Source organism: Herbiconiux liukaitaii, assembly GCF_041927495.1.
Taxonomy (GTDB): domain Bacteria; phylum Actinomycetota; class Actinomycetes; order Actinomycetales; family Microbacteriaceae; genus Herbiconiux; species Herbiconiux liukaitaii.
Genome location: NZ_JBHFHG010000004.1, coordinates 717,651 through 742,993, shown reverse-complemented (window position 1 = coordinate 742,993; position 25,343 = coordinate 717,651). Strand labels below are relative to the sequence as shown.

Genomic DNA, 25,343 nt, shown 5'->3' with positions numbered 1-25,343 from the left:
AGCAACGTCCATGAACCCCCTCATCACTCTCGACCAGCAAGTCGCCCTCAAGACCGCAGCGACGCGGCTCGAGCGGCAGTTCGAAGGCACCTTCAACGTCGAGACCATCCAGCGCTTCCTGCTCTCTTCCTACGACCAGTTCGCCGGCAACGCGAAGGTCACCACCTTCCTGCCGCTGCTCGCGGAGCGCTTCGCCAAGCAACGGCTCGGAGCTCTGGCCCGGGTCGAGGGCAAGCACCTCGACGGCAAGCCGACCGTGCTCTTCCTATGCGTGCAGAACGCGGGCCGGTCGCAGATGGCGCTCGGCTTCTTCGAGCACTATGCGGGCGAGAACGCCGTGGCGTGGTCGGGAGGTTCGGAGCCCGGCCACGAGGTCAACCCCGAGGCGATCGCCGCCATGGCCGAGCGTCGCATCGACATCTCGAACGAGTACCCGAAGCCCTGGACCGACGAGGTCGTGCGGGCGGCCGACGTGGTCATCACCATGGGTTGCGGCGATGCGTGCCCCATCTTCCCCGGCAAGCGGTACGAGGAGTGGGTGCTCGACGACCCGCAGGGCAGGACGGCCGCCGAGATCCGCCCGATCCGCGACGACATCGAGCGCCGAGTCCTCACTCTGCTCGACGAGATCGGCGTCCCCGCCCTCCGCGAGACCGCCTCCCGCTGAGCTGAAGTGAGCCGCGCCGCGCCGCGCCAGCCGGCTCATCCCCTCATTTCCCGCTCCCCTGACCCACTCCGTCCATCTGCCCCGACGATCCACCCCTGCCACCCATCCGCGATCCACCCCGATGGCCATCCATCCACCGATCTACCGATCGGTGACCAACCCGTGAGGAACCCATGAGCGACCGTCCCACCGTCCTGTTCATCTGCCAGCACAATGCCGGCCGCTCCCAGCTGGGGGCCGCGCTGCTCGAGCATCTCGCCGGTGATCGCTTCATCGCGGCCTCCGCGGGCCTTTCCCCTGCCGACGAGGTCAATCCCGCCATCGCCGCGACGGTGGCCGAGCTCGGGGCCGACATCTCCGGCAGGGTCCCGCGCGCGGTCACCGAGCAGGATCTCGACGAGGCCGACATCGTGGTGCTGATGAAGCCGGGCCTCGCCCTCCCCTCCACCCCACGCGGCGAGGTGCTCGAGTGGTCGTTCCCCAACCCCGAGTCCTGGAGCGCAGACGACGTCCGCCCCCTCCGCGAATCCGTCTCCGAGAAGATCACCGAGACACTCCTGACCCGCTAGCCGGTGTTCCCTCCGTACCCGGCGCCATCCACCTTCACGTTCGACGGTGGATGGGGCTGGTGAGGCCACGGGACCGCCGGTGGACCTTGGTCGGCGGGTTCCGGCGGTGCGAGCATGGGGCGATGCCCGACGCTTCGAACCTCGCCCCCACACCGCCCGCATCCACCCCGTCCGCATCCACAACGCCGGCATCCACCGCACCTGCAGTGGCCGCCTCTGCGCCGGCGGCTCCCTCCGCTATCGCGGGGCTCGACCTCGTGCGGCTCGCGGCTTTCGCGGCCGAGCCGGGTGGGGGCAACCCGGCGGGGGTCGTCTTCGATGCCGAAGGCCTCTCCGAGGAGCGTCTGCAGGCCATCGCCCGCGAGGTCGACTACCCGGAGACGGCGTTCATCGTGCAGTCGTCGGTGGGCGGTGACGACCGGCACGTGCGCCTGCGCTACTTCTCCCCCGAGTCCGAGGTGCCGTTCTGCGGCCATGCCACGATCGCCACGGCGGTCGAGCTCGCCACCCGTCGCGGGGCGGGCGACTTCACCGTGGAGACGAACGCGGGCACCATCGCCATCTCGACCAGCCGCACGCCGGATGAGCGGATGTTCGCCTCCTTCCGCAGCGTCGAGCCCGCCACGCGCGACCTCCCCGCAGCCACGACGGCGGGGCTCCTCGACCTCCTCGGTCTCACCCCAGCCGACCTCGACGACAGCCTGCCCCCACGGGAGGCCTTCGCCGGCAACTGGCACCCCATCGTGCCGCTCCGCGATCGACACGTCTTCGACACCTTCGCCTTCGACCCCGCCGCGGCCCGCGCGCTCATGACCGAGCACCACTGGCACGGCACCATCACGGTCGTCCACGTGCCCGCCCCGCAACCCGCGGGCACCGGCACCGCCGCACCCCTCGAGGTCCACGCCCGCAACCTCTTCCCGGTGGGCACCATCACAGAAGACCCCGCAACGGGCTCGGCGGCAGCAGCCCTAGGCGCCTACCTCCGCGCCACCGGCACGCTCCCGCTCCCGCTCCCCGCCCGCTTCACCGTCCACCAGGGCAGCCACGTAGGCCGCCCCAGCCTCCTCACGGTAGAAGTCCCCGAAACCGGCGGCATCACCGTAGAAGGCACAGCCACCCCCATGGAGTGACCGCCCGAACCTCACTCCCCGTACGCCGCCAGAGCCCGCCGAAGAGACGCCCGAGTCTCGCGATCCACCCCACCCCCGCTGAGAGTCGCCGCAGACCCCACGAGCAACCGGGTATAGGGATGCCGAGGCCGCGAGATGACCTCCCGGGTCTCCCCCACCTCCACCACATCCCCCCGGTACAGAACCGCGATGCGGTCGGCCACCCCCGCCACCGACCCGAGGTCGTGCGAGATGAACACCTGGGCGATGCCCTGCTCGCGCCCGATCCGCTGCAGCAGCTCGAGCACGTGGATGCGGTTGGCGGCGTCGAGGGCGCTCACCGGTTCGTCGAGCAGCAGCAGCGACGGCGAGAGCGCCAGAGCGCGCGCGATGGCGACGCGCTGGCGTTGCCCTCCGGAGAGCGCACCGGGCAGGCGGGTGAGCAGCTCGCCCGGCAGTCCCACCGCGGCGAGCGCCGCCCGAGCCGCGTCGGAGAGCTGCCCGGCGTCGTGCCCCCCGCGGATGCGCAGCCCCTCGACCACCGACTCCTGCACCGTGAGATCAGGGTCGAGGCTCTGCAGCGGATCCTGAAAGACGTACTGCAGCCGCCCCGACCGCCGGAACTCCCGCAGCGCCGCGGGCCGCAGCCCCGAGATACGTCGGCCCTCGAACCGCACCTCGCCCGCCCCCACCCGCGTGAGCCCGAGCACGGTGCGCGCGAGTGTGGTCTTGCCCGATCCAGTCTCACCAATGAGCCCGACGGTCTCGCCAGCAGCGACCGTGAGGCTCACACCGTGAAGGATGCGCCGCTCGGCCCGCCCCCGACCGTACGACACCTCCACGCCGTCGATCTCGAGCAGGGGCGCGGCCCGTGTCGGGCGCAGGACCGATCCGAACCCCTCAGACACCGACCGTCTCCTCGCCCAGGTACTTCTCGATGCCGTACGCGGTGTGGTGCTCGATCAGCGACCGCGTGTAGTCGTGCTCGGGCCGACGCAGCACGTCGTCGGCGGTCCCCGTCTCGACCACGGCCCCCTCCTTCATCACGACGACCCGGTCGCACATCTGCGAGACCACGGCGAGGTCGTGCGACACGAGCACGAGCGTGAGACCCCGCTCGCGCCGCAGGTCTTCGAGCAGGTCGAGCACTTCGGCCTGCACGGTCACGTCGAGCGCGGTGGTGGCCTCGTCGGCGATGAGCAGCTCGGGGTCCGCGGCGAGCGCGATGGCGATGAGCACGCGTTGCAGCATGCCGCCGCTGAGCTCGAACGGGTACTGCCTCGCGACGTGCGCGGGCTCGCGCAGGCCCATGCGGTCGAACAGCTCCAGGGTGCGGATGCGTGCCTCACGCCGCCTCAGCCCCACCTTCACGCGCAGCACCTCGGCCAGCTGGGCGCCGACCCGGAGGGAGGGATTGAGGTACGAGGCGGGATCCTGGAACACGGCGGCGATGCGTGTGCCGCGGAGAGGCATCCAGGCCCGGTGGTCGAGAGAAGTGAGGTCGATGCCGTCGAACACGATCGACCCCCCGGTCACGGCGACACCGCGCGGCAGGATGCCTAGCACCGCGCGGCAGGTGAGCGATTTGCCGCTGCCGGATTCGCCCACGATGCCGAGGGTGCCTCCCCGCTCCACGCCCAGCGAGACGCCGTGCACGAGCTCTCTGCCAATTCGATCGGCGCCTGTCGGTCTCGAGGCAGCGCCCGAGGCTGTCCCGACCCGCAGCCCCTTCACGGTCAGCAGTTCATCGTGCATGGTCGACCTCCACGGTGCGATCGGCGACCGCAGAACGGCGCGCCTTCTGAGACAGACGGGCGGATGCCGGACCATCGGCATCCTTCAACGCGTCGGCGAGCGCATTGAGCGCCCACACGGTGCCGATGATGATCAGAGCGGGCACCACGGGCCCGAACGGCCGCTGGTACAGATTGCCGAGATCGGTGGCGAGCAGCCCGCCCCACGTGGGTTCGGGCGGCACGATGCCGATGCCGAGGAAGGTGAGCGACGAGACGATCACGAGGCTCGCGCCCGTCATGCTCGCGGTGGTGACGGCGATCGCCGGGAACACCTTCCTCCACACGTGCGTGCGCACCACCCACCAGGTCGAGCCTCCGAACAGCTGGGCCGCCTCCACGAACTGCGCGTGCGCCACGGCGAGAGTGGCCGCGCGAGTGACCCGGTAGAACGCCGGAGCGATGAGGATGCCCACGGCGAACATCGCCTGAGCGAGCCCGTTGCCGAGCAGCGCCGTCATCGCGATGGCGAAGACGAGGAACGGGAGAGTGATGAAGCTGTCCATGACCCGCAGGGTGATCCACTCGAAGGCGCGGCCGAGGTACACCGAGAGCATGCCGGGCAGGGCGCCGAGCACGAGGCCCACCACGACCGACTGAAGGGCGGCGAGCACCGACACGGTCGAACCCGCGAGCAGCCTGCTGTACACGTCGCGGCCGAGGTCGTCGGTGCCGAGCCAGTGCGCCGCGCTCGGGCCCTGCAGCAGGTTCTTCGTGTCCTGCGCGTACGGATCGAGCGGTGCCAGCGCAGGCCCGAAGACGGCGAGCAGCACCACGACGAGCAGCACGACGAGCGCGATCCTGGCGCTGGGCAGGCGGAGGGCGGAGCGCAGCATGCGGATCACCGCCCCCGTCGCGAGGCAGGGCGCAGCGACCCGAGCACCACGTTGACGATGACGTTGAACACCAGCACGAGCACGATGGCCACCACGAGCGTGCCCTGCACCACGGGCACGTCGCCGCGCAGCGCCGAGTCGGCCGAGAGCATGCCGAACCCCGGCATGCTGAAGATGGTCTCGGTCACCACGGCGCCACCCAGCAGGGTGGGGATCTTCATGCCCAGGATGGCCACGGCGGGCCCGGCCCCGTTGCGCAGGGCGTGGCCGAACAGGATGCGGCGGCGACTGAACCCCCGCATCACGGCGCCCGTGACGTAGTTCTCGTCGAGCGACGAGACGAGGCCCGTGCGCAGCTGCCTGGCGAGCTCGGCCACGGTGTCGAGGCTGAGCGCGATCGCCGGCATGGTGATGAGTGCGAGCCAGCGCCCGACATCCTGCTGCGGTGGCACATAGCCGGCCGAGGGGAGGAGGTGCAGCCACACCGAGAGCACCACGATGAGGCCGATCGCGATCACGAACGGCGGCAGCGTGGAGATGAACGAGCAGAACGCCGTGATGACCCTGTCGACCGCGCGACCCCGATTCACGGCGGCCACGAGACCGAGCAGGGTGCCGAACACGATGCCGATGAGCAGGGCGAAGCCGGCGATGGAGGCGCTGATGGCGAGGCGCTGCCCGATGAGCTCGGCGACCGGCGCCCCGTTGAACCACGAGGTGCCGAAGTCGCCGGCGAAGACCCCGCCGATCCAGTCGACGTACTGCACGAGGATCGGCTGATCGAGCCCGTACTGGGCGTTGATCTCGGCGATCATCTGCGGTGTGGCGTTGTCGCCCGCGAGCGCGGCGCCGGGGTTGAGCCCGCTCGCCGCCCCCAGTGCGAACGTGATGAAGGTGGAGAAGAGGAACACGGGCACGACGACCAGCACGGTGCGCAGCACCCACAGCCCGGCCGCCGCGTGCGGGCGGGCTCGGGGCGGGGAGAACGGTCGCGCGATCAGTCCGGTCGTCATGCCCGTGGCCTACTCGCCGACCGTCACGCCTTCCCAGCGGAACTGGGAGGGCAGCAGGTTGAGCTCGGAGACGTCGGGGTTCGACACGATCACCCACGGCGAGCTGTAGAGGTAGTTCGTGGGCGACTGCTCCACGCCGATCCGCACGGCCTCCTGCAGGGCCGCCTGGTAGCCGGGGTCGTCGAGCGGGGTCTCCCTCACCGACTGCAGGGCCGCCAGGAATTCGTCGGAGGCGTTGGGGCCCGAGAGGTTCATGATGCCCTCGGGGCCGTAGACCGCGAGCAGGTTCTGCACGGGGGTCTCCCGGCCGATCGTGCCGTCGATGGCGAGCTGCGGGTTCTTGGCGATGTAGACCTCGCTCTGCCAGGTCGACGATCCCGGCGGCACGAGCGCGATGGTGGCCGTCACGCCGATCTCGGCGAGCTGGGCCTGGGCGATCTCGGCGCCCTGCTCGCTGAACGCGGCGGCGGTGATGGTGAGGCTGAGGTCGCCCTCGCCGTAGCCCGCCTCGGCGAGCAGCGACTTCGCCTTCTCGGGGTCGTAGTCCCACAGCTTCTCCACCGACGGGTCGAAGGCGGGGTTGCCCTCGGGGAAGGGCTGGTGCGTCACCGAGCCGAGGCCGGCCGTGATGGCATCCACGAAGCCCTCCCGGTCGAACGCGTAGCGGAACGCCTCCACCACCTTCGGATCGTCGAAGGGCGCCTTGTTCGCGTTGATCGACACGTCGCTCACCGCGAGCGACGGCTCCACGGTGACCGTGAGCCCGGAGGCCTCCGCCTCCTCGACCTTCGAGGCCGGCAGGGTGGCCACGTCGAACGAGCCCGACTGCACGCCCGCCACGAGGGTGGCGGCATCCGGAGCCACCGTGAGCTCGAAGCGGTCGATGTGGATGTCGTCGGCGTTCCAGTAGTCGGGGTTCTTCTCGAAGGTGGCGTGCGACTCCGGAACGAACTCGGTGATGCGGAAGGGGCCCGCGCCCACCGGCCAGGTCGCCAGCTTCGCTGCATCCTCCTCCGCCGCCTTCTCGCTCGTGATGGCTCCCGTGCGGCCCGCCACGAGAGCGGGCACCTGGTAGTCGACTCCGGTGAGGTGCAGGGTCACGGCGGTCTCGCTGTCGGCGGTCACCGAGTCGACGGTGGCGAGCTGATCCTTGAGGAACGAATCCTCCTGGGTCTTGCCGCGCTCGAAGAAGGCCTTCACGGCCTCGGCGTCGAGCGCCGTGCCGTCGCTGAACACGAGGTCGGGGCGCAGGTGGAACGTCACGTTCCTGCCGTCGTCGGTGTACTCCCAGCTCTCGGCGAGCGCCGGCAGCACGGTGCCCTCGGCATCGATCTGGGTGAGCGAGGCGTAGGCGAGGCTCACGGTGTTGATGTCGTTGCCGGTGCGGCTCGTCACCGGATCCCACGAGGTGGGCAGGCTGAACGCCCAGCGGAGGGTCGTGGGTGCGTCGTCCTCCGCGTTCTCCGCCCCCGCTCCGGCGGCGCAGCCGGCGACGAGGAATGTGACCGCTGCGGTGATGGCGGCTGCTCTCACCGCCCGGGCGGCGAGACGGGATGCTGTGGTGTTCACGTGGGGCTCCGTTGTTCGAGGGTGGTCTGGTGGTGGATGGGGGGGGTCAGGCGCTCACGAGATCGCGCGCCCCGGCACGACGGCGTGCGGCCGTGTGGCGGTTCTCGACGAACGGCAGACCGAGGTTCTCCCGCAGGGTCGTGCCCTCGTACTCGCGGCGCAGCAGTCCCCGCTCGCGGAGGATCGGCAGCACCTCCTCGGTGAGCCGGCGGAACTGGGAGGGGTGGCCCGTGTGGATGTTGTAGCCGTCCACGGCGCGCTCCTCGAACCAGCGGGCGAGCTCGTTCGCCACCGTCTCGGGCGACCCGGCGAACGGTGTGCGCTTGGGGTTGGCGATCCCCTCGACCACCTGCCGCAGGGTGAGCCCGCCCGCCTCGGCGAATTCCACGATCCTCGCCGCTTGCGTGTGGAAGCTCCGCTCGGCGTGCTTCAGCACACCCTTCGGGAAGGGGGCGTCGAGCTCGTACTGGCGGAAGTCGTGCCAGCCGAACGATCGGCCGAACTCGGCGAGCGACTGCTCGAACCCGCCGTCGGCGAGCTGCAGCTCTCGTTCGATCTCGCGGGCCTCGTCATCCGTGTCTCCCACGTAGATCGAGACACCCGGCAGCACGAGCACGTGCTCGGGATCCCGCCCCTTCGCGCTCGCACGGCCCTTGAGGTCGCGGTAGAAGGCCTGCCCGGCCTCCAGCGTGGCAGCGAAGGTGAAGATGCCGTCGCCGATCTCGGCGCCGAGGTCGCGGCCCTGCTCGGAGTCGCCGGCCTGGAAGATAACCGGCTGGCCCTGTGGGGAGCGCGAGATGTTGAGGGGCCCCGCCACCTGGAAGTACTCGCCGCGGTGGTGGAGCGGGTGCTGCTTCGAGGCATCGAGGAAGACCCCGGTCGATCGGTCGCGCGGGAACGCGTCGTCCTCGTACGAGTCCCAGAGGCCCTGCACCACACGCACGTGCTCGAGGGCGCGGCCGTAGCGGGTGGCGTAGTCGTAGTGCTCGTCGAGGCTGAAGTTGCCTGCGGTTCCGGCGTCGCCGCTCGTGACGACGTTCCAGCCGGCACGACCGCCGGAGATGAGGTCGAGCGAGGCGAATCGGCGGGCGGTGTTGAAGGGGTCGTTGTAGCTCGTGGTCGCCGTGGCCACGAGACCGATGTGTGTGGTCGAGACGGCGAGAGCCGAGAGCAGCGTGAGCGGCTCGAGGCGGTTGAGGTAGTGGGGCGGCGAATCGGGCGTGATGAACTGGCTGTCGACGATGAAGACGAGATCGAACTTCGCCTCCTCGGCGAGCCGGGCCTGCTCGATGTACCAGCGGATGTCGACCGAGGCGTCGGTGGGGATCTCGGGGTCGTGCCAGGTGTTGAAGTGCCCCGGCCCACCGACGCCGGTGAGCACGGCGCCGAGCTTGATCTGGCGTTCGGCCGGTCGAGCGGTCTGGTGTGCAGCCATGCGGATCGTCCTCTCCTTCTCGCGGGTTCCCGCTGGAGACGACTATGAAGGAGCGCAGAACAAAGCGCAGGTTTCTTACCCTTTGTTTCGGCTGACGCCAGTTTTGTTACGCGACGAGGGATCGGGGTCCGACGATCAGTCGAAGTACTCCCGGGCGCCACCCCTCGCGGCCTCGGCCACGGCATCGGCGAGCTCACGGATGCGCCGGGCATCGTCGGGCAACTGGGTGACCGAGATGCGGATGGCCGCCTGCGGCTGCGGGGTGATGAAGGCCTTGCTGCCCTGGCCCACGTAGATGCCGAGCCGCGCCAGCGCGAGCACCGCATCCGTCTCGTCGCGCACCGGGACCCACACCACGAGACTGCCCGGCCCCGAGCGACCAGGAGCGCCGGCGGCGTCGAGGGCCTCGAGCAGAGCGCCGCGGCGGGCGGAGTAGGCGGCTCTCGCGCGCTCCACCGATCCGCGTGCCGCCTCGGAGCCCACGAGGTGAGCGAGCGTGTTCTGCAGGATGCGGCTGTTGGAGCCCACGCCGAAGCTGCGCAGGCGATTGCTCTGGTCGACGAGCTCAGCGGCGCCGGCGATGACCGAGGTGCGCACGTCGATGCCGTAGGCCTTGCAGTAGCTGCGGATGCGGATGACCCTGTGCGGGAGCCGAGCACCCAACGAGGGCGGCTCGGCGGCGGCGAGCGGGCCGATCGAGTCGTCCTCGATCACCCAGACCCGCCGGTCGGCGGCGTCGAGCACCGCCGCGAGCTCCTCGGCGCGCTGCCCGGAGACACCGTGACGCTCGGCGAACGGGGCGCCCGGCTGGAAGACGAAGGCCGCAGCCCCCGCGATGATGGCCTGTTCGAGCGCTGCAGGCAGCGGGCCGTCGTCGTCGGCAGCCACACCGATGGGGGTGAGCTCGAGGTCGCGCAGTGTGTCGAGGAAGCCGGGGCTCAAGGGCTCGTCCACAGCCACGAGGGAGCCGGGGGGCGCCGCGGCCGCCGTGGCGAGGAGGAGCGCCTCCGTGCCGCCGCCCGCCGTGGTCCAGGCCTCGGCGGCGAACGGCCACGTGGGCTCGACGGCGGCGCGGAGAGGAGCGGTCATGTGCTCGCGGCCGAAGATGTTGAGCTCCTTGGCGTCGAGCGAGGCCAGCAGGGCCTCACCGAGCTCGGGCTGCAGAGCGATGTCGGGGGCGCTCTGGGCGAGGTCGAGAGCGGCCCAGCCGGGGAAGGGGGTGGGCGAAGGAGGGGGCGTGGTGGCGACGGTACCCCCGGCATCGTGGCCCACCACCGTGCCGCCGCGCCGGTTGGTCTCGATCAGTCCGCGCTCGCGCAGCACGTTCCACGTGGCGAGCACCGTGCCGATGCTCGCCTCCGCGGCCTTGGCGAACGCCCTCACGGTGGGCAGCCGCACCCCGGCCTCGAGCTCTCCGGCCTCGATGAGCTCGGCGATCCGCTCCCCCATCGCCGCGGCCGTGCGCTCGTCGAGTCTGGCGATCAGCCAATCGGCCTCGACGACCTGGTGGTCGGGGCGGGTGAGCGGGATGAGCGTGCCTTTCCTCGGCTGCGCCGGGTAGCGGGGCCCGGGGCGTTCAGGCCCACACTAACCGACCCTCCTCCCGGGTGGCGGGCACGACCACCGGCGGGCGGCCGGGGGTGCGCAGACGCTCGAGGAACAGCACGACGGTGGCGGCCACGGAGCGGTGGGTGACGTCGTTGAGGATGTCGTGCCTCCCGCCCTCCACGAGCTGGATCTCTGCATCGGGTACGGCGCGGTAGAGCTCGAGCGCTGCGGCCACCTGGCTCACCTCGTCGGCAGCGCCGTGCAGGGCGAGCACGGGGACGAGCACACCGGAGGCGAGGCGGGTGTCGACACCGTCGGCCAGGGCGTCGCGGCGAGCGAGGGCGCCTGGCGTCAGGGATCCCGCGCGCTCGAGCGCCCCTCGATGCACGGGGCAGGCGCTGCGCAGCGAGAGCTCCTGCTCCCAGTCGAGCCCGCCGGCGACCGGCTTCGTCACCCCGCCCGCGGCCGGCAGCCCCGCGAGCACGGCCACGTCGGCGAACAGCCGCCCCTCGGCCAGGAGGGTCACGACGGCGGAGGCGCCCGTGTCCGACCCCACGAGGATGCGCGGCACGTCGTCGCGCTCGGCGAGCAGGGCAGCGGCCACCGCCACCGTCTTCTCGAGCTCGGCCGCGGCATCCGCGAGCACGGCCACGCGGTAGCCGTCGAAGGCGAGCCGGGTGGCGAACCGCTCGTAGACGGCCTCCCCCTCGCCGCGGCCCGCCAGCACCACCACCGAGCCGCGCAGAGCTGCGGTGGGCTCGCGCCACGTGGGCGGTGCGGTGGTGGTCTCTTCTCTGCTCACGGCGGTTCCTCTGGTCGGTGGCGAAGTTATGTTCTGCCCATTATGTCGATCCGTCGTTTTGTTTGGAAACATAACGTAAGACGATTGCCCTCGGGTGGAGCAGCCGCCCAGACTCGACACCGTGACCGAGCACAGCGCGCCCTCCGAGGGCTTCTCCACCCGCCAGATCCGCAGCGGCTACACCCGCGCGAGCCTGCAGAACAGCGCCGTGGTGCCCATCTACCAGACGGCCGCCTACGAGTTCGAGAGCCACAGCGCCGCGAAGGAGATCTTCGCGCTGCGACGCGCGGGCAACCTCTACAGCCGCACGGGCAATCCCACGCAGACGGTGCTCGAGCAGAGGATCGCCGCGCTCGACGACGGTGTCGCGGCCCTCGCCACGGGGTCGGGTCAGTCGGCCGTGCTCGTGGCGCTGCTCGCCCTGGCCCGCACCGGTGAGCACGTCGTGGCCGCCAGGCAGCTCTACGGCGGCACCCTCGACCTGCTCACCGACACCTTCGCCGACTTCGGCATCGAGGTCACGCTCGTGGACCAGAACGACCTCGAAGCCTGGCGGAGCGCCGTGCGACCCACCACGCGCGCCTTCTTCGCCGAGTCCATCGGCAACCCCACCGCCTCCGTGCTCGCCGTGCAGGAGGTGGCCGACATCGCCCACGCCGCCGGGGTGCCGCTCGTGGTCGACAACACGATCGCCACGCCCTTCCTGCAGCGGCCGAAGGAGTTCGGAGCCGACATCACGGTCTACTCGGCCACCAAGTTCCTCGGCGGCCACGGCACCTCGCTCGCCGGGGTGATCGTCGATCTCGGCACGTTCGACTTCGGCGCGGAGCCCGCCCGCTGGCCGCAGTTCACCGAGCCCTTCCCCCGCGTGGGCGACGTGGTGCTGTGGGAGGCCTTCGGCCGTGAGGGCAGCGCGTACCTCGTCTACGCGAAGGTCAAGCTCGTGCACGACCTCGGGCCGTCGCTCTCGCCGTTCAACGCGTTCCAGATCATCCAGGGCATCGAGACACTCGATCTGCGGGTGGCGAAGCAGACGGCGAGCGCGCTGGCGATCGCTGCGCACCTGGCCGCGCATCCGGCTGTCTCGCTCGTCCGCCATCCCGGCCTGCCCGCCGATCCCGGGCACGCCGCCGCCGCCCGGTACCTGCCGCGCGGCGCCGGCTCGGTCTTCTCGTTCGATCTCGCGGGCGGCGAAGCGGTGGTGGAGGAGTTCGTCGACAGCCTGGGGGTGTTCCGTCTCGTGGCGAACATCGGGGATGCGCGGAGTCTCGTGATCCACCCCTCGACCACCACGCACAGCCACCTCGACGATGCCGCGCTCGAGCTCGCCGGATTCACCCGGGCCACCGTGCGGCTCTCGATCGGGCTCGAAGACGTGGCCGATCTGATCGCCGACCTCGACCGGTCGCTCGCCCCGCTCGGCCGAGCCGCCACCACCAGCACCACCCCTTAAGGAGCAGCACCGTGCACTTCGGCTACTGGACCCCCGTCTACGGCGGCTTCCTGCGCAACCTCGGCGACGAGGGGATGCCCGCCACCTGGGACTACATCCGGCAGGTCTCCACACTCGCGGATCGCCTCGGCTACCACACCACGCTCGTGCCCGAGCTCTACCTCAACGACCGCAAGGGCATCGACGCACCGAGCCTCGAGGCGTGGTCGCTCTCGACCGCCATCCTCGCGGTCACCGAGCGGCTCAGGGTGATGACCGCCGTGCGCCCCGGCTTCCACCTGCCCACCGTGATCGCCAAGACCTCGGCCACGATCGACTCGATCGCCGGCGCCTCAGGGGTCGAGGGCCGTTTCGCGCTCAACCTCGTGGCTGCATGGTGGGCCGAGGAGGCCAAGCAGTACGGCGGCACGTTCGCCTCCCACGACGACCGGTACGTGCAGGCCCGCGAGTTCGTCGACGTGCTGAGGGGGCTGTGGCGGGAGACGCCGTTCGACTACTCCGGCACCTACTACTCAGTCGACGGCGCCATCCTCTCGCCCAAGCCGGCCTCGCCTCCCGCCATCTTCGCCGGCGGCGAGAGCGAGTCGGGCCGTGAGGCCATCGCGGGCTTCGCCGACTCCTACGTCCTGCACGGCGGCACCGTGCAGGAGGCGCGCGAGAAGGTCGCCGACCTCGACGAGCGACGGCAGCGGATCGCGGGATCGCCGTTCGCCGAGTTCGGCATGGCCGCCTACGTCATCGTGCGCGACACCGAGGCCGAGGCGCGGCGCGAGCTCGAGCGCATTACCACCGTCGACCCCGACTCCCCCGGCTACGCCTCGTTCGAGGAGTTCCGCGCCAACTCGAAGCTCGACGTGGAGCTGTCGCGGCGGGAGTACTCGGTGGGCACCCGCGGTCTGCGGCCGAATCTCGTGGGCACGCCGGAGCAGGTGGCGGAGCGGATCCTGGCCTACCAGGAGGCCGGCATCACGCTCCTGCTCATCCAGTCCTCACCGTTGGACGACGAGCTCGAGCGCATCGCCCGCGACGTCTTCCCCCTCGTGAACCGTGCCTAGGCGGCCGGGGTCGACGAGCCGATGACCGCCACGCCCTTGATCTCGATGAGGGCCTCCGGCTGCCACAGCCCCGTGGTGCCGATGCCCGCCATGGCCGGGTAGTCCGACCCGGCGAGCTCGCGCCAGATGCGGCCGATCTCGCGGCCGTGGGCCTGGTAGTCGGGGATGTCGGTGAGGTAGATGGTCACGTCGACGAGGTCGGACGGCGTGCCGCCCGCGTGCTCGAGCGTGGCGAGCACGTTGGAGAAGGCCTGGCGGAACTGCTCCACGATGCCGCCGGGCACGATCGCCCCATCCGCACCCATGGCGGTCTGCCCGCCGAGGTAGACGGTCGAACCGACCTTCGTGCCGTGCGCGAAGCCGGAGGGCTTCGAGAGGCTCGGCGGGTTGATGGTCTGCTTTGTCTGCGTGGTCTCTGTCATGACGAGGCTCCTGTGGAGGCGGGTGAGGGCAGGCGGATCATGCCCTCCTGGGCGACGGAGGCCAGCAGCCGCCCGTCGGTGGAGAAGAACGAGCCGTGCACGAGGGCACGAGCGCTCTGCAGCGATTGCGCCTGCTGCGCGTAGAGCACCCACTCGTCGGCACGCCCGTCGCGGTGGAACCACATGGCGTGGTCGAGGCTCGCGGTCGAGAGGCCGGGGGCGGCCCACGGGGTCGAGACGGCGCGCAGGGCGCTCTCGAGGATCGTGTAGTCGCACACGTAGGCGAGGGCGGTGCGGTGAACATCGACGTCGTCGGGCAGCGGCGAGAACGCGCGAACCCACACGGCCTGGTGCGGCACCGCAGCGCCCTGCACGTCGAAGTACACGGGCGAGGGCACGTGCCGCATGTCGAAGCTGCGGCCCGTGGCCCAGTACTCGGCGGCAGGCCCGGAGACCCCGGCCACGGCCTCGGCCGACGACGGCAGCGACTCGGGATCGGGAAGCGAGGCGGGCATGGAGATCTGGATGTCGGGCCCGTCCTCGGGCACCTGGAACGTGACGGTGGCGAGGAACGCGGTCTTGCCGCCCTGCCGCCCCGTGACCGTGCGAGTGGAGTACCCGCGGCCGTCGCGCACCCGCTCGACCTCGTACGAGACCTCGCTCGAGACGTCGACGGGCCGCAGGAAGTGGCCGTGGAACGAGTTCACGCGCCGATCAGACCCGGTGGTGCGGATGGCGGCGGCGAGCGCCTGCGCCACCATGTCTCCGCCGTAGGCCTTGGGCCACGGCACGTACTGCGTCTGCGCGGTGAAGACGTCGGAGCCGGCATCCGTCAGATCGACCGCTGCGAGGAACGGCGCCGACGTGGGCGGGAGTGCGCCGCTCATGCCCGGCGGTAGCCCTCGAGCGTCGAGTCGTCGACGTCGTCGAGGTTCACCACGATGTTCTCGGGCGTGCGGGTGGTGAGCCACACGAGCTCTTCGGTGGTCGACATGTTGGCCTCCACGTGGGGCATGAAGGGCGGCACGAAGACCCAGTCGCCCTCGCTCATGTCGAGCCACTCGGTGAAGCCCTCGCCGAAGTAGATGCGGGCGCTGCCGCGCAGCACGTAGCCTCCGGTCTCTGCCTCGCCGTGGTGGTGGGGGAACGAGCGGTAGCCCGGCTCGTTGCTGACCTGGCCGAACCAGATCCTGGTGGCGGGAGTGTGCTGGATGCTCACTCCGGAGACGCGGACGGCTCCACCGGACTGGCCGGTCTCGGTGTGCTCCTCACCACGGCGGGTGACGACGGGGACGATCTCTGCTGACATGGCAACCTCCACCGGCACGTTATCACCGGACCGGACGGATCACACACTTTTATTCCGTTCGTAACATGAATGTGCCAAATCGACGCCTCGGCCCGGTATCGTCGAGTCATGGAGCGCACAGTCGACGCCGTCATCATCGGATCCGGAATCAACGCCATGGTCGCCGCGGCCGAACTGGGCAAGGCCGGGTGGTCGGTCGCCCTCGTGGAGCAGAACGCGGACATCGGTGGATTCATCGCCTCGGGCGAGCTCACCGAGCCCGGCTACGTGCACGACACCTACTCGTCGTGGCATCCGCTCTTCGTCTCGGGTGCCGCCTACGCCGCGCTCGGCGACGACCTGCACGCCCAGGGCCTCGAGTACTGCAACACCGACGGCCCTCTCACCGGCAGCGTCTCGCCCGACGGTCGCGCCGCCGTGGCGCACCGCGACCCCGAGGTGACCGCCGCCGCCTTCGAGCACGCCTCCGACCGCGAGAACTACGGCCGCATGCTCGAGCAGATGGGCTCGCGCGCACCGGTGGTCTTCGGCGCCCTCGGCTCCGAGCTGCGCACCACGAGCGCCGTTGGCCTCGCCGCCAAGGCCCTGCGCACCTTCAAGCTCAAGGGCAGCGAGTCGCTCGCCCGCGACGCCCTCATGAGCGGTCGCTCGTTCGCCCGCGAGCGCTTCAAGGGCGAGGAGGCCGACCGCCTGTGGGCGCCGTGGCTGCTGCACGCGGGCCTCGGCCCCGACAGCGCCACGGGCGGCATGATGTTCGCCATCATGGCGCTCTCGATGCACTCCTTCGGCCTGCCCGTGGTGAAGGGCGGCGCCGGCAACTTCGTGCAGGCCTTCCGCGGTGTGCTCGAGGCCAACGGCGTGCAGATCGTCACCGGCACCACAGTGGAGAAGATCATCGTGACCGACGGCAGGGCGACGGGTGTGGAGACGAGCTCCGGCCGCATCCTGGCCCGTCGCGCGGTGCTCGCGGGCACCACCCCCGGCGCGCTCTTCCGCGACCTGCTCCCCACAGACGCCGTGCCCTCGCGCATCCGGAGCGAAGCCGCCCGCTACCGCTACGGTCGCGCCGCCATGCAGCTGCACCTCGCCCTCGACGCACCCCTCCGGTTCACGGATGCGCGGCTCGACGAGTCCCCGCTCGTGCACGTGAGCGACGGATCGGGTTCCACCGGCATCGCCTGCGCGCAGGCCGAGGCCGGGCTGCTGCCGAGCGACCCCACCGTGGTGGTGGGCCGGCAGCACCTGCTCGACCCCACGCGGGTGCCCGAGGGCGCCGGATCGCTGTGGCTGCAGCTGCAGGAGGTGCCGTTCGAGCCGAAGGGCGATGCCTCCGGCACCATCGCGGGCGCCGAGAACGGCTGGTCGCCCGATGTGGTGCGGGCCTACGTCGACCGCGTGCTCGACCGGCTGCAGTCGGTGGCCCCCAGCCTCCGCGACTCGATCCTCAAGACCGAGGTCATCACGCCGCAGGATCTCCAGGCCTACAACCCCAACGCCGTGGCGGGCGACCCCTACGCGGGTTCGGCCGAGATCGACCAGAACCTGCTGTGGCGGCCGCTCCCCTCGGCGGGGTCGCACAAGACGGCCGTCAAGGGCGTCTGGCACCTCGGCGCCTCCTCGCACCCTGGCCCCGGCCTCGGCGCGGGCTCCGGCCACCTCGTGGCCACGGCCCTCACCAAGCAGCACCGCCCCCGCGCCTGAGCTGCGGGGGCGGTGCCCCTGTGGAGCTGGACCGGACTACGGCGTCTGTGCCCGGCGGCGGGCTCGGAGGCCCGACTTGTACTGCACCGGCACGGTCGAGTCGCGGTAGCCGAGGTCGAGGGCGGCGTTGAGCGTCCAGTACGGGTCCACGAGGTGCGGCCGCGCCAGCAGCGCCAGGTCGGCACGCCCCGCCACGAGGATCGTGTTGACGTCGTCGATCGACGACACTGCTCCCACGGTCATGGTGGGGATGCCGGCCTCGAGCCGGATCCGGTCGCTGAACGGCGTCTGGTAGAGCCGCCCGTACTCGGGCTTGGCCTCGGTGCTCGTCTGCCCGGTCGAGACGTCGATGATGTCGCAGCCGTGCTCCTTGAGCGCGATCGACAGCGCTACGGCGTCGTCCCCCGTGAATCCGCCCTCGACCCAGTCGGTGGCGCTGATGCGCACGCTGATCGGCTTGGACTCCGGCCAGACGGCCCGCACGGCGTCGAACACCTCGAGCGCGAGGCGGTTGCGGCCGTCGCGGTCGCCTCCGTAGCCGTCGGTGCGCTGGTTCGAGAGCGGCGAGAGGAAGCTCGACACGAGGTAGCCGTGCGCGAAGTGCAGCTCGAGGATGTCGAAGCCCGCGCGTGCACCGCGGATGGCGGCCTGCGCGTGCTCCTCCACGATGCCGGCGATCTCCGACTCGGTGAGCTCGTGGGGCACCTGCCCCTCGGCGAGGTAGGGAATGGGAGACGGGCCGACGATGGGCCAGTTGCCCTCGTCGAGGGCCTCGTCCATGCCCTCCCACATCACCTTGGTGCTGGCCTTGCGGCCGGCGTGGCCGATCTGCAGCCCGATCGCCGCGGAGCTGTTCGAGTGCACGAAGTCGACCACGCGGCTCCACGCAGCCTCCTGCTCGTCGTCCCAGATGCCGGGGCAGCCGGGCGTGATGCGCCCCTCGGCGGAGACGCAGGTCATCTCGGTGAACACGAGCCCCGCACCGCCCACGGCGCGCGAGCCGAGGTGCACGAGGTGCCAGTCGGTGGGCAGGCCGTCGACCGCGGAGTACTGCGCGGTGGGCGACACCACCACACGGTTCTTGAGCTCCAGGCCGCGGAGCGTGAGCGGGTAGAACATGGGCGGCGTGCCGGAGGGCGCACCGTTGCCGCGCGAGGCCTGATCCTCGGCGAACCAGTCGTCGACGCGGGCCATGTAGAGCGGATCGCGCACCCGCAGGTTGTCGTAGGTGATGCGCTGGCTGCGGGTGAGCAGCTGGAACACGAACTGCGCGGGCGGCAGGTCGGTGTAGCGGTGGATGCTCTCGAACCACTCGAGGCTCGTCATGGCCGAGCGGCGCAGCGACGCGGCGACGGGGCGACGGATGCTCTCGTACCGCACGAGCGCGTCTTCGACGGTCTTCTCGGCCGAGATGGCACCGACGAGGGCGACGGCGTCTTCGAGCGCCTGCTTGGTGCCCGATCCGATGGAGAAGTGCGCGGTGTGCGCGGCGTCGCCGATGATGACGACGTTTCCGGTGTGCCAGCGCTCGTTCGAGACGTCGCGGAAGCTGAGCCAGTTGGAGTTGTTGCCCTGCAGCGAGTGGCCCTGCAGGTAGTCGGCGAAGATCTCCTCGCAGAAGGCGAGGGCCGTCTGATCCGTCTGCCCCGGCACCCGCTCGGCGGTGTCGAGGCCCGCCCGGCGCCAGGTCTCGGGATCGGTCTCGACGAGGAAGGTCGATCCGTTCTCGCTGTACGGGTAGATGTGGGCCCAGAAGAGCCCGTACGGGGTGTCGACGAAGAGGAAGGTGAAGCACTCCACGGGTCGGTCGGTGCCGAACCAGGCGTACTTGAAGGGGCGCACCCCCACCTTCTCGCCGAACTCGGCCGCGTAGGTCTCTCTCGTGCGGCTGTTGACGCCGTCGGAGGCGATCACGAGATCGTGGGTCTCGCGCAGCTCCTCGGCCAGCGGTGCCACGGTGTCGTGCTGCAGCCGCACGCCGAGCTCCTGGGCGCGCTCGGCCAGCACCATGAGCAGGTCCTTGCGGGCGAGGGCGGCGAAGGCGTGGCCGTCGCTGCGCTCCTGGTAGCCGCGGAAGTCCACATCCATCGCGCTCCACTTGCGCCACAGCTTCTCGATGCGCTCGAAGCTCACCGGGTCGGCGAGGCGCAGACCGTCGAGGGTCTCCTCCGAGAACACCACACCGAAGCCGAAGGTCTCGTCGACCGCGTTGCGCTCGTAGACCGTCACCTCGTGGGCGGGATCGGCGAGCTTGAGAAGGATGGCGCTGTACAGGCCGCCCGGGCCTCCGCCGATGCTGGCGATTCTCATCGTGGCTGCTTTCCGTTCCGTGAGGTCGAGTAGAAGACGTGCACTGTTGATATTACTCTGAAATGACGATCGTCACGAGTTGCGAATTAGACCCAGGGCGAGACGCGGCCGCAGCGGCCACCTGGCCTCGCGCCCGCCGGTGAGCCCGCCCGGTCGCAGGATGAGCACCACGATGAGCACGAGGCCCACGATGATGAGCCGGCTTCCGGAGGGCAGCGACACGATCACGCCGCCGAGCTGGATGCCCGCCTCGAGCAGGCCGAGCACGTGGTTGAGCACCGAGACCACGATCACACCCACCACGGCGCCCCAGAGCGAGAACATGCCACCGATCACGAGCATGGCGATGGTGGTGAAGGTGAAGTCGAGGTTGAACTGGGAGGCCTGCACCACGCGGTTGGTCTGCGCCCACAGCGCGCCTCCCACGGCGGCCACGGCCCCCGAGATCGCGAAGGCGATGATGCGGTGCTTCGTGACGTGGATGCCCGAGGCGGGGGCCGCGGTGATGTCGTCGCGCGACGCCCGCAGCAGCCTGGCGCTGCGCGACCGGCTGTAGAACCAGGCCACGACCACCATGAGGAGGGCGATGAACAGCATGCTCTGCAGGTCGAGGGACTGCGGGATGCCCACCATCGACTGCCCGGAGCGCGGCCCGAGGGCGGTGGAGTAGGTGAGCACCTGCACCACGAGCATGAGCAGCGCGAACGTGGCGATGCCCGCCTCGAGGCCGTGCAGCCGCATGAGGGCGGCACCGGCGATGAGGGCGATGACGCCGCCCACCACGGCGGCCACGAGCACCGCGACGAGCGGCGGGAGCGAGGCGTCGCGGAGTGCCGGGAGGAGCTCCGGCATGATCGAGTCCTTCATCTCCACCGGGATGGTGAGGAGCGACATCGTCCACGCCCCGACGGCCACGAAGGCGAGGTGGCCGAACGAGAGCACTCCGCTGTTGCTCACGAAGATCGAGAGGCCCACCACGATCACGAGGTTGACGAGCATGTAGCCGAGGTCGACGCGGGCGGAGGAGGAGACTCCGCTCGAGATCGCGGTCACGAGGTAGAGCAGGCCGAGGGGCGCGGCGATCGTCCACGCGTCGCCCACCCACTCGGGAACAGGGATGAGGCCGGGGGCTCTGGTGGCCGTGGCCTTGCGGTCGCGTGGCATCAGGTGCGCACCTTTCCGGCGCCTGCGGAGAACAGGCCGTTCGGCCGCAGCACGAGCACGGCGATGACGAGGAGGTAGACGAAGGCCGTGCGGAACGGGTTGATCTCCGGAGGCAGCCAGCTCGTGAGCAGCGAGAGCGCCACTCCCACCACGAAGCCGCCCACGACGGCGCCGCGCAGGTTGCGGAGGCCCCCGATCACGGCGCCGATGAGCCCGAACAGGGTGGGCTGCACACCGAACGACGGATCGACGGTGCCCGACTGCACGGTGAGCACGAACGCGACGGCCGCGGCGATGAACCCGCTGATGGCGAAGGTGACGGCGATCACGAGGCCCGAGCGCACACCCAGCAGCCGCGCGATGCGGAAGTCGGCCGAGGCCGCCTGCACCTGCAGGCCGATGCTCGTGCGGGTGAGGAACAGCTGCACCCCCACCAGCAGCAGGGCGGCGAGCACGATCGTGACCACGGAGAGCAGGTTCAACCGCACTCCGCCGAGGTTGATGGAGGTCGAGAGCGAGCCCGCCACGGAGGCCGAGAGCACGTTGGCGCCGAAGATGCCCTCGTAGATGCGCTGCAGCAGGATGCTGAGACCGAAGCTCGCGATGAGCAGCGTGGCGGAGGACTGCGAGCGCAACCAGGAGAATACGGCGTAGTTCATGAGGAGCGCCACACCGACGCCCACCACGGCCGCGCCCACCACAGCGAGCACCGGGTTGATCGGCCACACGATGATGAGCGTGTAGGCCGAGGCCGTGATGATCTCGCCGTAGGCGAAGTTGGCGAGCCGGAGCACACCGAAGACGAGCCCGATGCCGAGGGCGGCGAGCGCGTAGACGGCGCCGGCCGAGGTGGCGTCGATGAGGGCCTGGAGGAAGGAGGTCATGATCCGAGATAGGCCTTCGCGAGGAGTTCGGCGTTCGTGGCGTCGGCGGGGCCCAGGGTCATCGTGATCCTGCCCTCGCCGAGCACATGGGTGCGGGAGGCGGCGGCCACCGTCTGCTGAGCACGCTGCTCCACAAGCAGCACGGCGGTGCCGGAGCGCTGCACGGCGGTGATGGCCTCGAAGACGGTGTCGATGGCGGTGGGCGAGAGCCCGAGCGAGGGCTCGTCGAGCACGAGCAGGGTGGGCTCGGAGAGCAGTGCCCGCGCTATGGCGAGCTGCTGCTGCTGGCCGCCCGAGAGCAGGCCGGCGGGCCGGGCGAGGAATTCGCGCAGGATCGGGAAGAGCTCGAGCACCCACTCGCGGGTCGCGGCCAACCCCGTCTTGGTGCGGCGGGCGACCTCGCCGAGGCGGAGGTTGTCCGACACCGAGAGCCCACCGAACACGTGGTGCCCCTCCGGCACGAGCGCGAGGCCCGCGCGCGCGATCTGCTCGGGCTTGCGACCGAGAAGAGGGGTGCCGTCGAACGCGAGCGTCGCGGCCTTGCCGCGCACGGCGCCCGCGATGGCGAGCAGGGTCGACGACTTGCCCGCGCCGTTCGGGCCGATGATGCCCACGAGCTCGCCGGGGCCGACGTGGAACGAGATGCCGGCCACAGCGGTCACGCCGCCGTAGGCGACGGTGAGGTCTTCGACCTCGAGGATCGGGCGGTCGAACACGGGGCGGTCAGGCATCCGTGGTCCCCGCATCCGTCGCGATCGTGGCCGCCATGCTGCCGAGGTACGACTCCGCGAGGCGGGGGTCGGTGCGCACGGTCGACGGCGGGCCGTCGACCACGTTGGCACCCGCCGCGAGCACGTGGATGTGGTCGCAGGCACCGAAGATGAGCCGCATGTTGTGATCGATGAGCAGCACTCCCACGCCGAGGTCGTCGACCACCGAGCGGATGGCGCTCTTGAAGAGCTCCATCTCGCCGTCGTTGAGGCCGGCGGCCGGCTCGTCGAGCAGCAGGTGGCTGGGGCGGGTGGCGAGGGCGCGCGCCACACCGAGGCGGCGCTCGACGCCGTGCGGCAGGTGCGCCGCGCTCTCGCCCGCGTGCTCGAGCAGGTCGAAGCGGTCGAGGATCTCGACGGCCTCACGGCGGGCCGCGCGCGAGCTGCGGCCCGTGCCGAGGGCCCCGAGCTGCACGTTCTCGAGGATGGTCTGCTCCTTGAAGATGTGGCCGTGCTGGAAGGTGCGCGCCACCCCGCGGCGGGTGCGGCGGTAGGAGCGCTCGCGGGTGCGGTCGACGCCGCCGAGCAGCACCCGGCCCTCATCCGGCCTGTCGTAGCCGCTCAGGATGTTGACGAGGGTCGACTTGCCGGCGCCGTTCGGGCCGATGAGGCCCGTGATGCGGCCGGCCGGCACCTCGAGGTGCACGTCGGTGAGGGCCTTGACCCCGGCGAAGCGCCGGGTCACCCCCTCCGCCGCCAGGGTGCCCGCCGAAGCGGGACCTGGCAGCGGAGAGGGAGCGCCCTGCGGGGTGGGGCTGTCAGTCAACGAAGACGACCTTCTCGGGTGCGCGCTCCTCGAGGAAGGCGAGCTCGCCGCCGGTGATCTTCATGACGCGCTGCGGGCGCTCCACGTTGATGTGCAGCTCGTCGGTGAAGCTCGTCGGGCCCACCAGGAGGTCCTCGCCGTCGAAGCCGAGGAAGGCATCGGCCAGAGCCCGGCCGTCCCACGATCCGGTCACGTCGTACGCGGCGACGAGCGCCTGGATGGTGGAGGTGCCGGTCACGAAGCTGCCCACGCTGGGACGCTCGCCGTACTCGGCCTCGTAGCCGTCGGCCAGCTCGTTCACGGCGGCGTTGGGGTCGTCGCCCTGGATGGAGGAGTAGGTCACGGTGTAGTAGTCGCTCAGCCCGGGGACCGAGTCGAGCCAGAACGTGCCGTCCATTCCGAAGCCCGAGACGATGGGCGCGGTCACGCCGTTGTCGCGCAGGTCCTTGGCCGCCTGGGCGCCGCCCGGGCTGTAGCCGCAGTTGAACACCACGTCGGGAGCGGTGCCCGCGGTGATCTGCGAGACGGTCTCCACGATCGACTCGCCCTGCACGTAGTCGTAGGTGCCCACGGTCGTGCCCCCGAGCTCCTCGAAGCGCTTCTGCGCCACGTCGCACTGGCCGACGGTGTACTTGATCGAGGTGTCGCTGAGGAAGACGGCGTTGTTCCAGCCCTGCTCGACCGCGAACTCGGCCATGACCGACGACTCGCCGGGCGTTCCGTTGCCCATGGAGAAGCCGAGCTCGAGGCCACCGGCCGGTCCGTAGATGGTGTCGCCCACGCAGGGTGCGATGTTGAGGATGCCCGCGGCCTCCGCCACGAGCGAGGCGGGGCTCGCCACGTCGTAGTCGCACGTGACCACGATCACGTCGGCGCCGGCGTCGATGACCTGCTGGGCGGCCGAGGCGTACTGGTCGAGGTCGGATCCGGTGTCGACGATGTTGAGCTCGATGGGAGCGCCGTCGATGCCGCCGGCCTCGTTGACCGCGTCGACCTCCATCTTCATGGTGTTGAGGGCCGGGATGTCGAAGGGCGACATGAAGCCCGTCTCGGCCATGACGACGCCGATGGTGAGTCCACCGCCCTCGCCCTCGCCGGATCCTGACGACGTCGACTCGGGGTCCGCGGTGCTGACGCAGCCGGCGAGGAAGAGCGAGGCAGCGGCGACGACGACCGCTCCTGTGCGTGCGATGGGTTTCATGGGTGAGCCTCCGGTAGGGATGATGCGGGGCGGTTCGGACGGGGTCTGCGGTGTGATCTGAATCCCCAAGCTACGGTGCTTGCGTTTCCAAATAATTACAGCGGCATGACGATCGTTAGTTGAGGGTGCCAGAACTCGAGCGCGGGCGCTAGAGTCGGGGCACACATCTGATTGGAGAATCGTGAGCGGATCGAATGTCATCGCCGAATTCCTGTCCGGGATCACCGGAGGCTCGCTGAAGGTCGTCGACCTGACCAACAAGCTGAGCAGCAGCACCCCCGTGCTGAGGCTGCCGGATCCCTTCGCCAATCTGATCGACTTCAGCCTCGAAGAGGTCAGCGCCTACAACGAGCCCGGTCCGTACTGGAAGCACCACAACATCCACACCGGCGAGCACATCGGCACCCACATCGACGCTCCCGTGCACTGGGCCACCGGCCGCGAGGGCCTCGACGTCTCCCAGATCCTGCCCGAGCGCCTCATCGGCCCGGCCTGCGTCATCGACAAGACCGCGGAGGTGGCCGAGAACGCCGACTTCCTGCTCGAGGTCGACGACATCCTCGCCTGGGAGGCCGAGCACGGCGAGCTCCCCCAGAACAGCTGGCTGCTGCTCCGCACGGGGTGGGAGAAGTTCGCAGGCAGCCAGGAGGCGTTCACGAACGCCGACGAGAACGGCCCGCACACCCCCGGCGTCTCGGCCGCCTGCGCCAAGTGGCTCGCCGAGGAGCGCCCCATCTCGGGCTTCGGCGTGGAGACCGTGGGCATCGACGCGGGCTCGGCCGGCGGCATGGACCCGGCGTTCCCCGCCCACTACTACCTGCTGGGCGCCGACAAGTACGGCCTCACCTCGCTGCAGAACCTCGGGTCGCTGCCCGCGACCGGTGCGATGATCGTGGTCAGCCCGCTGCCGATCGTCGGCGGCACCGGCAGCCCCACGCGCGTGTTCGCGATCACCGGCGCCTGA

The 25,343-nt window shown here is 70.5% G+C and carries 24 protein-coding genes; 7 read left to right on the top strand and 17 right to left on the bottom strand.

Annotation, left to right across the window (positions count from 1 at the left end; translation table 11 throughout):
• Positions 1-10: 10 nt before the first annotated feature.
• The 3 genes from ACEXQC_RS11135 to ACEXQC_RS11125 all read left to right on the top strand — a co-directional run bounded on the left by ACEXQC_RS11135 (position 11) and on the right by ACEXQC_RS11125 (position 2,369).
• Positions 11-667: an arsenate reductase ArsC gene (locus ACEXQC_RS11135; RefSeq protein WP_374821764.1), complete on the top strand. Its 657-nt coding sequence runs from the start codon at positions 11-13 to the stop codon at positions 665-667.
• A gap of 173 nt (positions 668-840) precedes the next feature.
• The gene (locus tag ACEXQC_RS11130; protein WP_374821761.1) at positions 841-1,236 is read left to right on the top strand and encodes an arsenate-mycothiol transferase ArsC; all 396 of its coding nucleotides are present in this window, start codon (positions 841-843) and stop codon (positions 1,234-1,236) included.
• A gap of 122 nt (positions 1,237-1,358) precedes the next feature.
• Positions 1,359-2,369, top strand: a complete 1,011-nt coding sequence (locus ACEXQC_RS11125) for a PhzF family protein (protein WP_374821758.1) — start codon at positions 1,359-1,361, stop codon at positions 2,367-2,369.
• Between the two features lie 11 nt (positions 2,370-2,380).
• Here ACEXQC_RS11125 and ACEXQC_RS11120 read toward each other — a convergent pair whose 3' ends face one another.
• The 8 genes from ACEXQC_RS11120 to ACEXQC_RS11085 all read right to left on the bottom strand — a co-directional run bounded on the left by ACEXQC_RS11120 (position 2,381) and on the right by ACEXQC_RS11085 (position 11,344).
• Positions 2,381-3,256 carry an ABC transporter ATP-binding protein gene (locus ACEXQC_RS11120; protein ID WP_374821756.1) on the bottom strand — a complete coding sequence of 292 codons (876 nt, stop codon included), beginning with the start codon at positions 3,254-3,256 and terminating at the stop codon, positions 2,381-2,383.
• Positions 3,249-4,103 (bottom strand): ABC transporter ATP-binding protein, encoded by an 855-nt coding sequence (locus ACEXQC_RS11115; RefSeq protein WP_374821753.1) that lies wholly within the window; start codon positions 4,101-4,103, stop codon positions 3,249-3,251. The genes ACEXQC_RS11120 and ACEXQC_RS11115 overlap by 8 nt, the downstream gene beginning before the upstream one ends.
• The gene (locus ACEXQC_RS11110) at positions 4,093-4,977 is read right to left on the bottom strand and encodes an ABC transporter permease (RefSeq protein WP_374821750.1); all 885 of its coding nucleotides are present in this window, start codon (positions 4,975-4,977) and stop codon (positions 4,093-4,095) included. The genes ACEXQC_RS11115 and ACEXQC_RS11110 overlap by 11 nt, the downstream gene beginning before the upstream one ends.
• 5 nt (positions 4,978-4,982) lie before the next feature.
• The gene (locus tag ACEXQC_RS11105) at positions 4,983-5,990 is read right to left on the bottom strand and encodes an ABC transporter permease (RefSeq protein WP_374821748.1); all 1,008 of its coding nucleotides are present in this window, start codon (positions 5,988-5,990) and stop codon (positions 4,983-4,985) included.
• A gap of 9 nt (positions 5,991-5,999) precedes the next feature.
• Positions 6,000-7,559 carry an ABC transporter substrate-binding protein gene (locus ACEXQC_RS11100; RefSeq protein ID WP_374821745.1) on the bottom strand — a complete coding sequence of 520 codons (1,560 nt, stop codon included), beginning with the start codon at positions 7,557-7,559 and terminating at the stop codon, positions 6,000-6,002.
• Positions 7,560-7,605: 46 nt separating this feature from the next.
• On the bottom strand, positions 7,606-8,994 hold the full coding sequence (locus tag ACEXQC_RS11095; protein WP_374821743.1) for an LLM class flavin-dependent oxidoreductase: 1,389 nt from the start codon (positions 8,992-8,994) through the stop codon (positions 7,606-7,608).
• A gap of 135 nt (positions 8,995-9,129) precedes the next feature.
• Entirely contained in the window at positions 9,130-10,443 is a 1,314-nt protein-coding gene (locus tag ACEXQC_RS11090) for an aminotransferase class I/II-fold pyridoxal phosphate-dependent enzyme (protein WP_374821740.1), read from the bottom strand.
• Positions 10,444-10,570: 127 nt separating this feature from the next.
• Entirely contained in the window at positions 10,571-11,344 is a 774-nt protein-coding gene (locus tag ACEXQC_RS11085; protein ID WP_374821737.1) for an alpha/beta hydrolase, read from the bottom strand.
• 121 nt (positions 11,345-11,465) lie between these two features.
• On the opposite strand from ACEXQC_RS11085, the gene ACEXQC_RS11080 reads away from it, so the two are divergent.
• Both ACEXQC_RS11080 and ACEXQC_RS11075 read left to right on the top strand, forming a co-directional pair.
• Positions 11,466-12,797 carry an O-acetylhomoserine aminocarboxypropyltransferase/cysteine synthase family protein gene (locus ACEXQC_RS11080; protein WP_374821735.1) on the top strand — a complete coding sequence of 444 codons (1,332 nt, stop codon included), beginning with the start codon at positions 11,466-11,468 and terminating at the stop codon, positions 12,795-12,797.
• Positions 12,798-12,808: 11 nt separating this feature from the next.
• Positions 12,809-13,852, top strand: coding sequence for an LLM class flavin-dependent oxidoreductase (locus ACEXQC_RS11075; protein WP_374821732.1), 1,044 nt, complete (start codon positions 12,809-12,811; stop codon positions 13,850-13,852).
• Here ACEXQC_RS11075 and ACEXQC_RS11070 read toward each other — a convergent pair.
• From ACEXQC_RS11070 to ACEXQC_RS11060, 3 genes are read right to left on the bottom strand one after another with little or no spacing between them, the layout of a single operon-like run.
• Positions 13,849-14,274 carry a RidA family protein gene (locus tag ACEXQC_RS11070; protein ID WP_374821730.1) on the bottom strand — a complete coding sequence of 142 codons (426 nt, stop codon included), beginning with the start codon at positions 14,272-14,274 and terminating at the stop codon, positions 13,849-13,851. The two genes, ACEXQC_RS11075 and ACEXQC_RS11070, sit on opposite strands and share 4 nt — an antisense overlap.
• Positions 14,271-15,161 carry an acyl-CoA thioesterase gene (locus ACEXQC_RS11065; protein WP_374821727.1) on the bottom strand — a complete coding sequence of 297 codons (891 nt, stop codon included), beginning with the start codon at positions 15,159-15,161 and terminating at the stop codon, positions 14,271-14,273. The genes ACEXQC_RS11070 and ACEXQC_RS11065 overlap by 4 nt, the downstream gene beginning before the upstream one ends.
• The gene (locus ACEXQC_RS11060; RefSeq protein ID WP_374821724.1) at positions 15,158-15,583 is read right to left on the bottom strand and encodes a cupin domain-containing protein; all 426 of its coding nucleotides are present in this window, start codon (positions 15,581-15,583) and stop codon (positions 15,158-15,160) included. The genes ACEXQC_RS11065 and ACEXQC_RS11060 overlap by 4 nt, the downstream gene beginning before the upstream one ends.
• Positions 15,584-15,691: 108 nt before the next feature.
• Between ACEXQC_RS11060 and ACEXQC_RS11055 the strand changes: the two genes are divergently transcribed.
• Positions 15,692-17,284: a phytoene desaturase family protein gene (locus ACEXQC_RS11055; RefSeq protein WP_374821722.1), complete on the top strand. Its 1,593-nt coding sequence runs from the start codon at positions 15,692-15,694 to the stop codon at positions 17,282-17,284.
• A 36-nt stretch (positions 17,285-17,320) separates the two neighbouring features.
• Here ACEXQC_RS11055 and ACEXQC_RS11050 read toward each other — a convergent pair whose 3' ends face one another.
• The 6 genes from ACEXQC_RS11050 to ACEXQC_RS11025 form a co-directional block, all read right to left on the bottom strand.
• Positions 17,321-19,594 (bottom strand): bifunctional salicylyl-CoA 5-hydroxylase/oxidoreductase, encoded by a 2,274-nt coding sequence (locus ACEXQC_RS11050; RefSeq protein ID WP_374821719.1) that lies wholly within the window; start codon positions 19,592-19,594, stop codon positions 17,321-17,323.
• Between the two features lie 72 nt (positions 19,595-19,666).
• Positions 19,667-20,758, bottom strand: a complete 1,092-nt coding sequence (locus ACEXQC_RS11045) for a branched-chain amino acid ABC transporter permease (protein ID WP_374821717.1) — start codon at positions 20,756-20,758, stop codon at positions 19,667-19,669.
• Positions 20,758-21,642 carry a branched-chain amino acid ABC transporter permease gene (locus tag ACEXQC_RS11040; protein WP_374821714.1) on the bottom strand — a complete coding sequence of 295 codons (885 nt, stop codon included), beginning with the start codon at positions 21,640-21,642 and terminating at the stop codon, positions 20,758-20,760. Before ACEXQC_RS11040 ends, ACEXQC_RS11045 begins: the two co-directional genes overlap by 1 nt.
• Positions 21,639-22,373, bottom strand: a complete 735-nt coding sequence (locus tag ACEXQC_RS11035) for an ABC transporter ATP-binding protein (RefSeq protein ID WP_374821711.1) — start codon at positions 22,371-22,373, stop codon at positions 21,639-21,641. Before ACEXQC_RS11035 ends, ACEXQC_RS11040 begins: the two co-directional genes overlap by 4 nt.
• On the bottom strand, positions 22,366-23,178 hold the full coding sequence (locus ACEXQC_RS11030; protein WP_374821708.1) for an ABC transporter ATP-binding protein: 813 nt from the start codon (positions 23,176-23,178) through the stop codon (positions 22,366-22,368). The genes ACEXQC_RS11035 and ACEXQC_RS11030 overlap by 8 nt, the downstream gene beginning before the upstream one ends.
• Entirely contained in the window at positions 23,171-24,379 is a 1,209-nt protein-coding gene (locus ACEXQC_RS11025; RefSeq protein ID WP_374821705.1) for an ABC transporter substrate-binding protein, read from the bottom strand. The genes ACEXQC_RS11030 and ACEXQC_RS11025 overlap by 8 nt, the downstream gene beginning before the upstream one ends.
• A 181-nt stretch (positions 24,380-24,560) precedes the next feature.
• Between ACEXQC_RS11025 and ACEXQC_RS11020 the strand changes: the two genes are divergently transcribed.
• Positions 24,561-25,343 (top strand): cyclase family protein, encoded by a 783-nt coding sequence (locus ACEXQC_RS11020; protein ID WP_374821703.1) that lies wholly within the window; start codon positions 24,561-24,563, stop codon positions 25,341-25,343.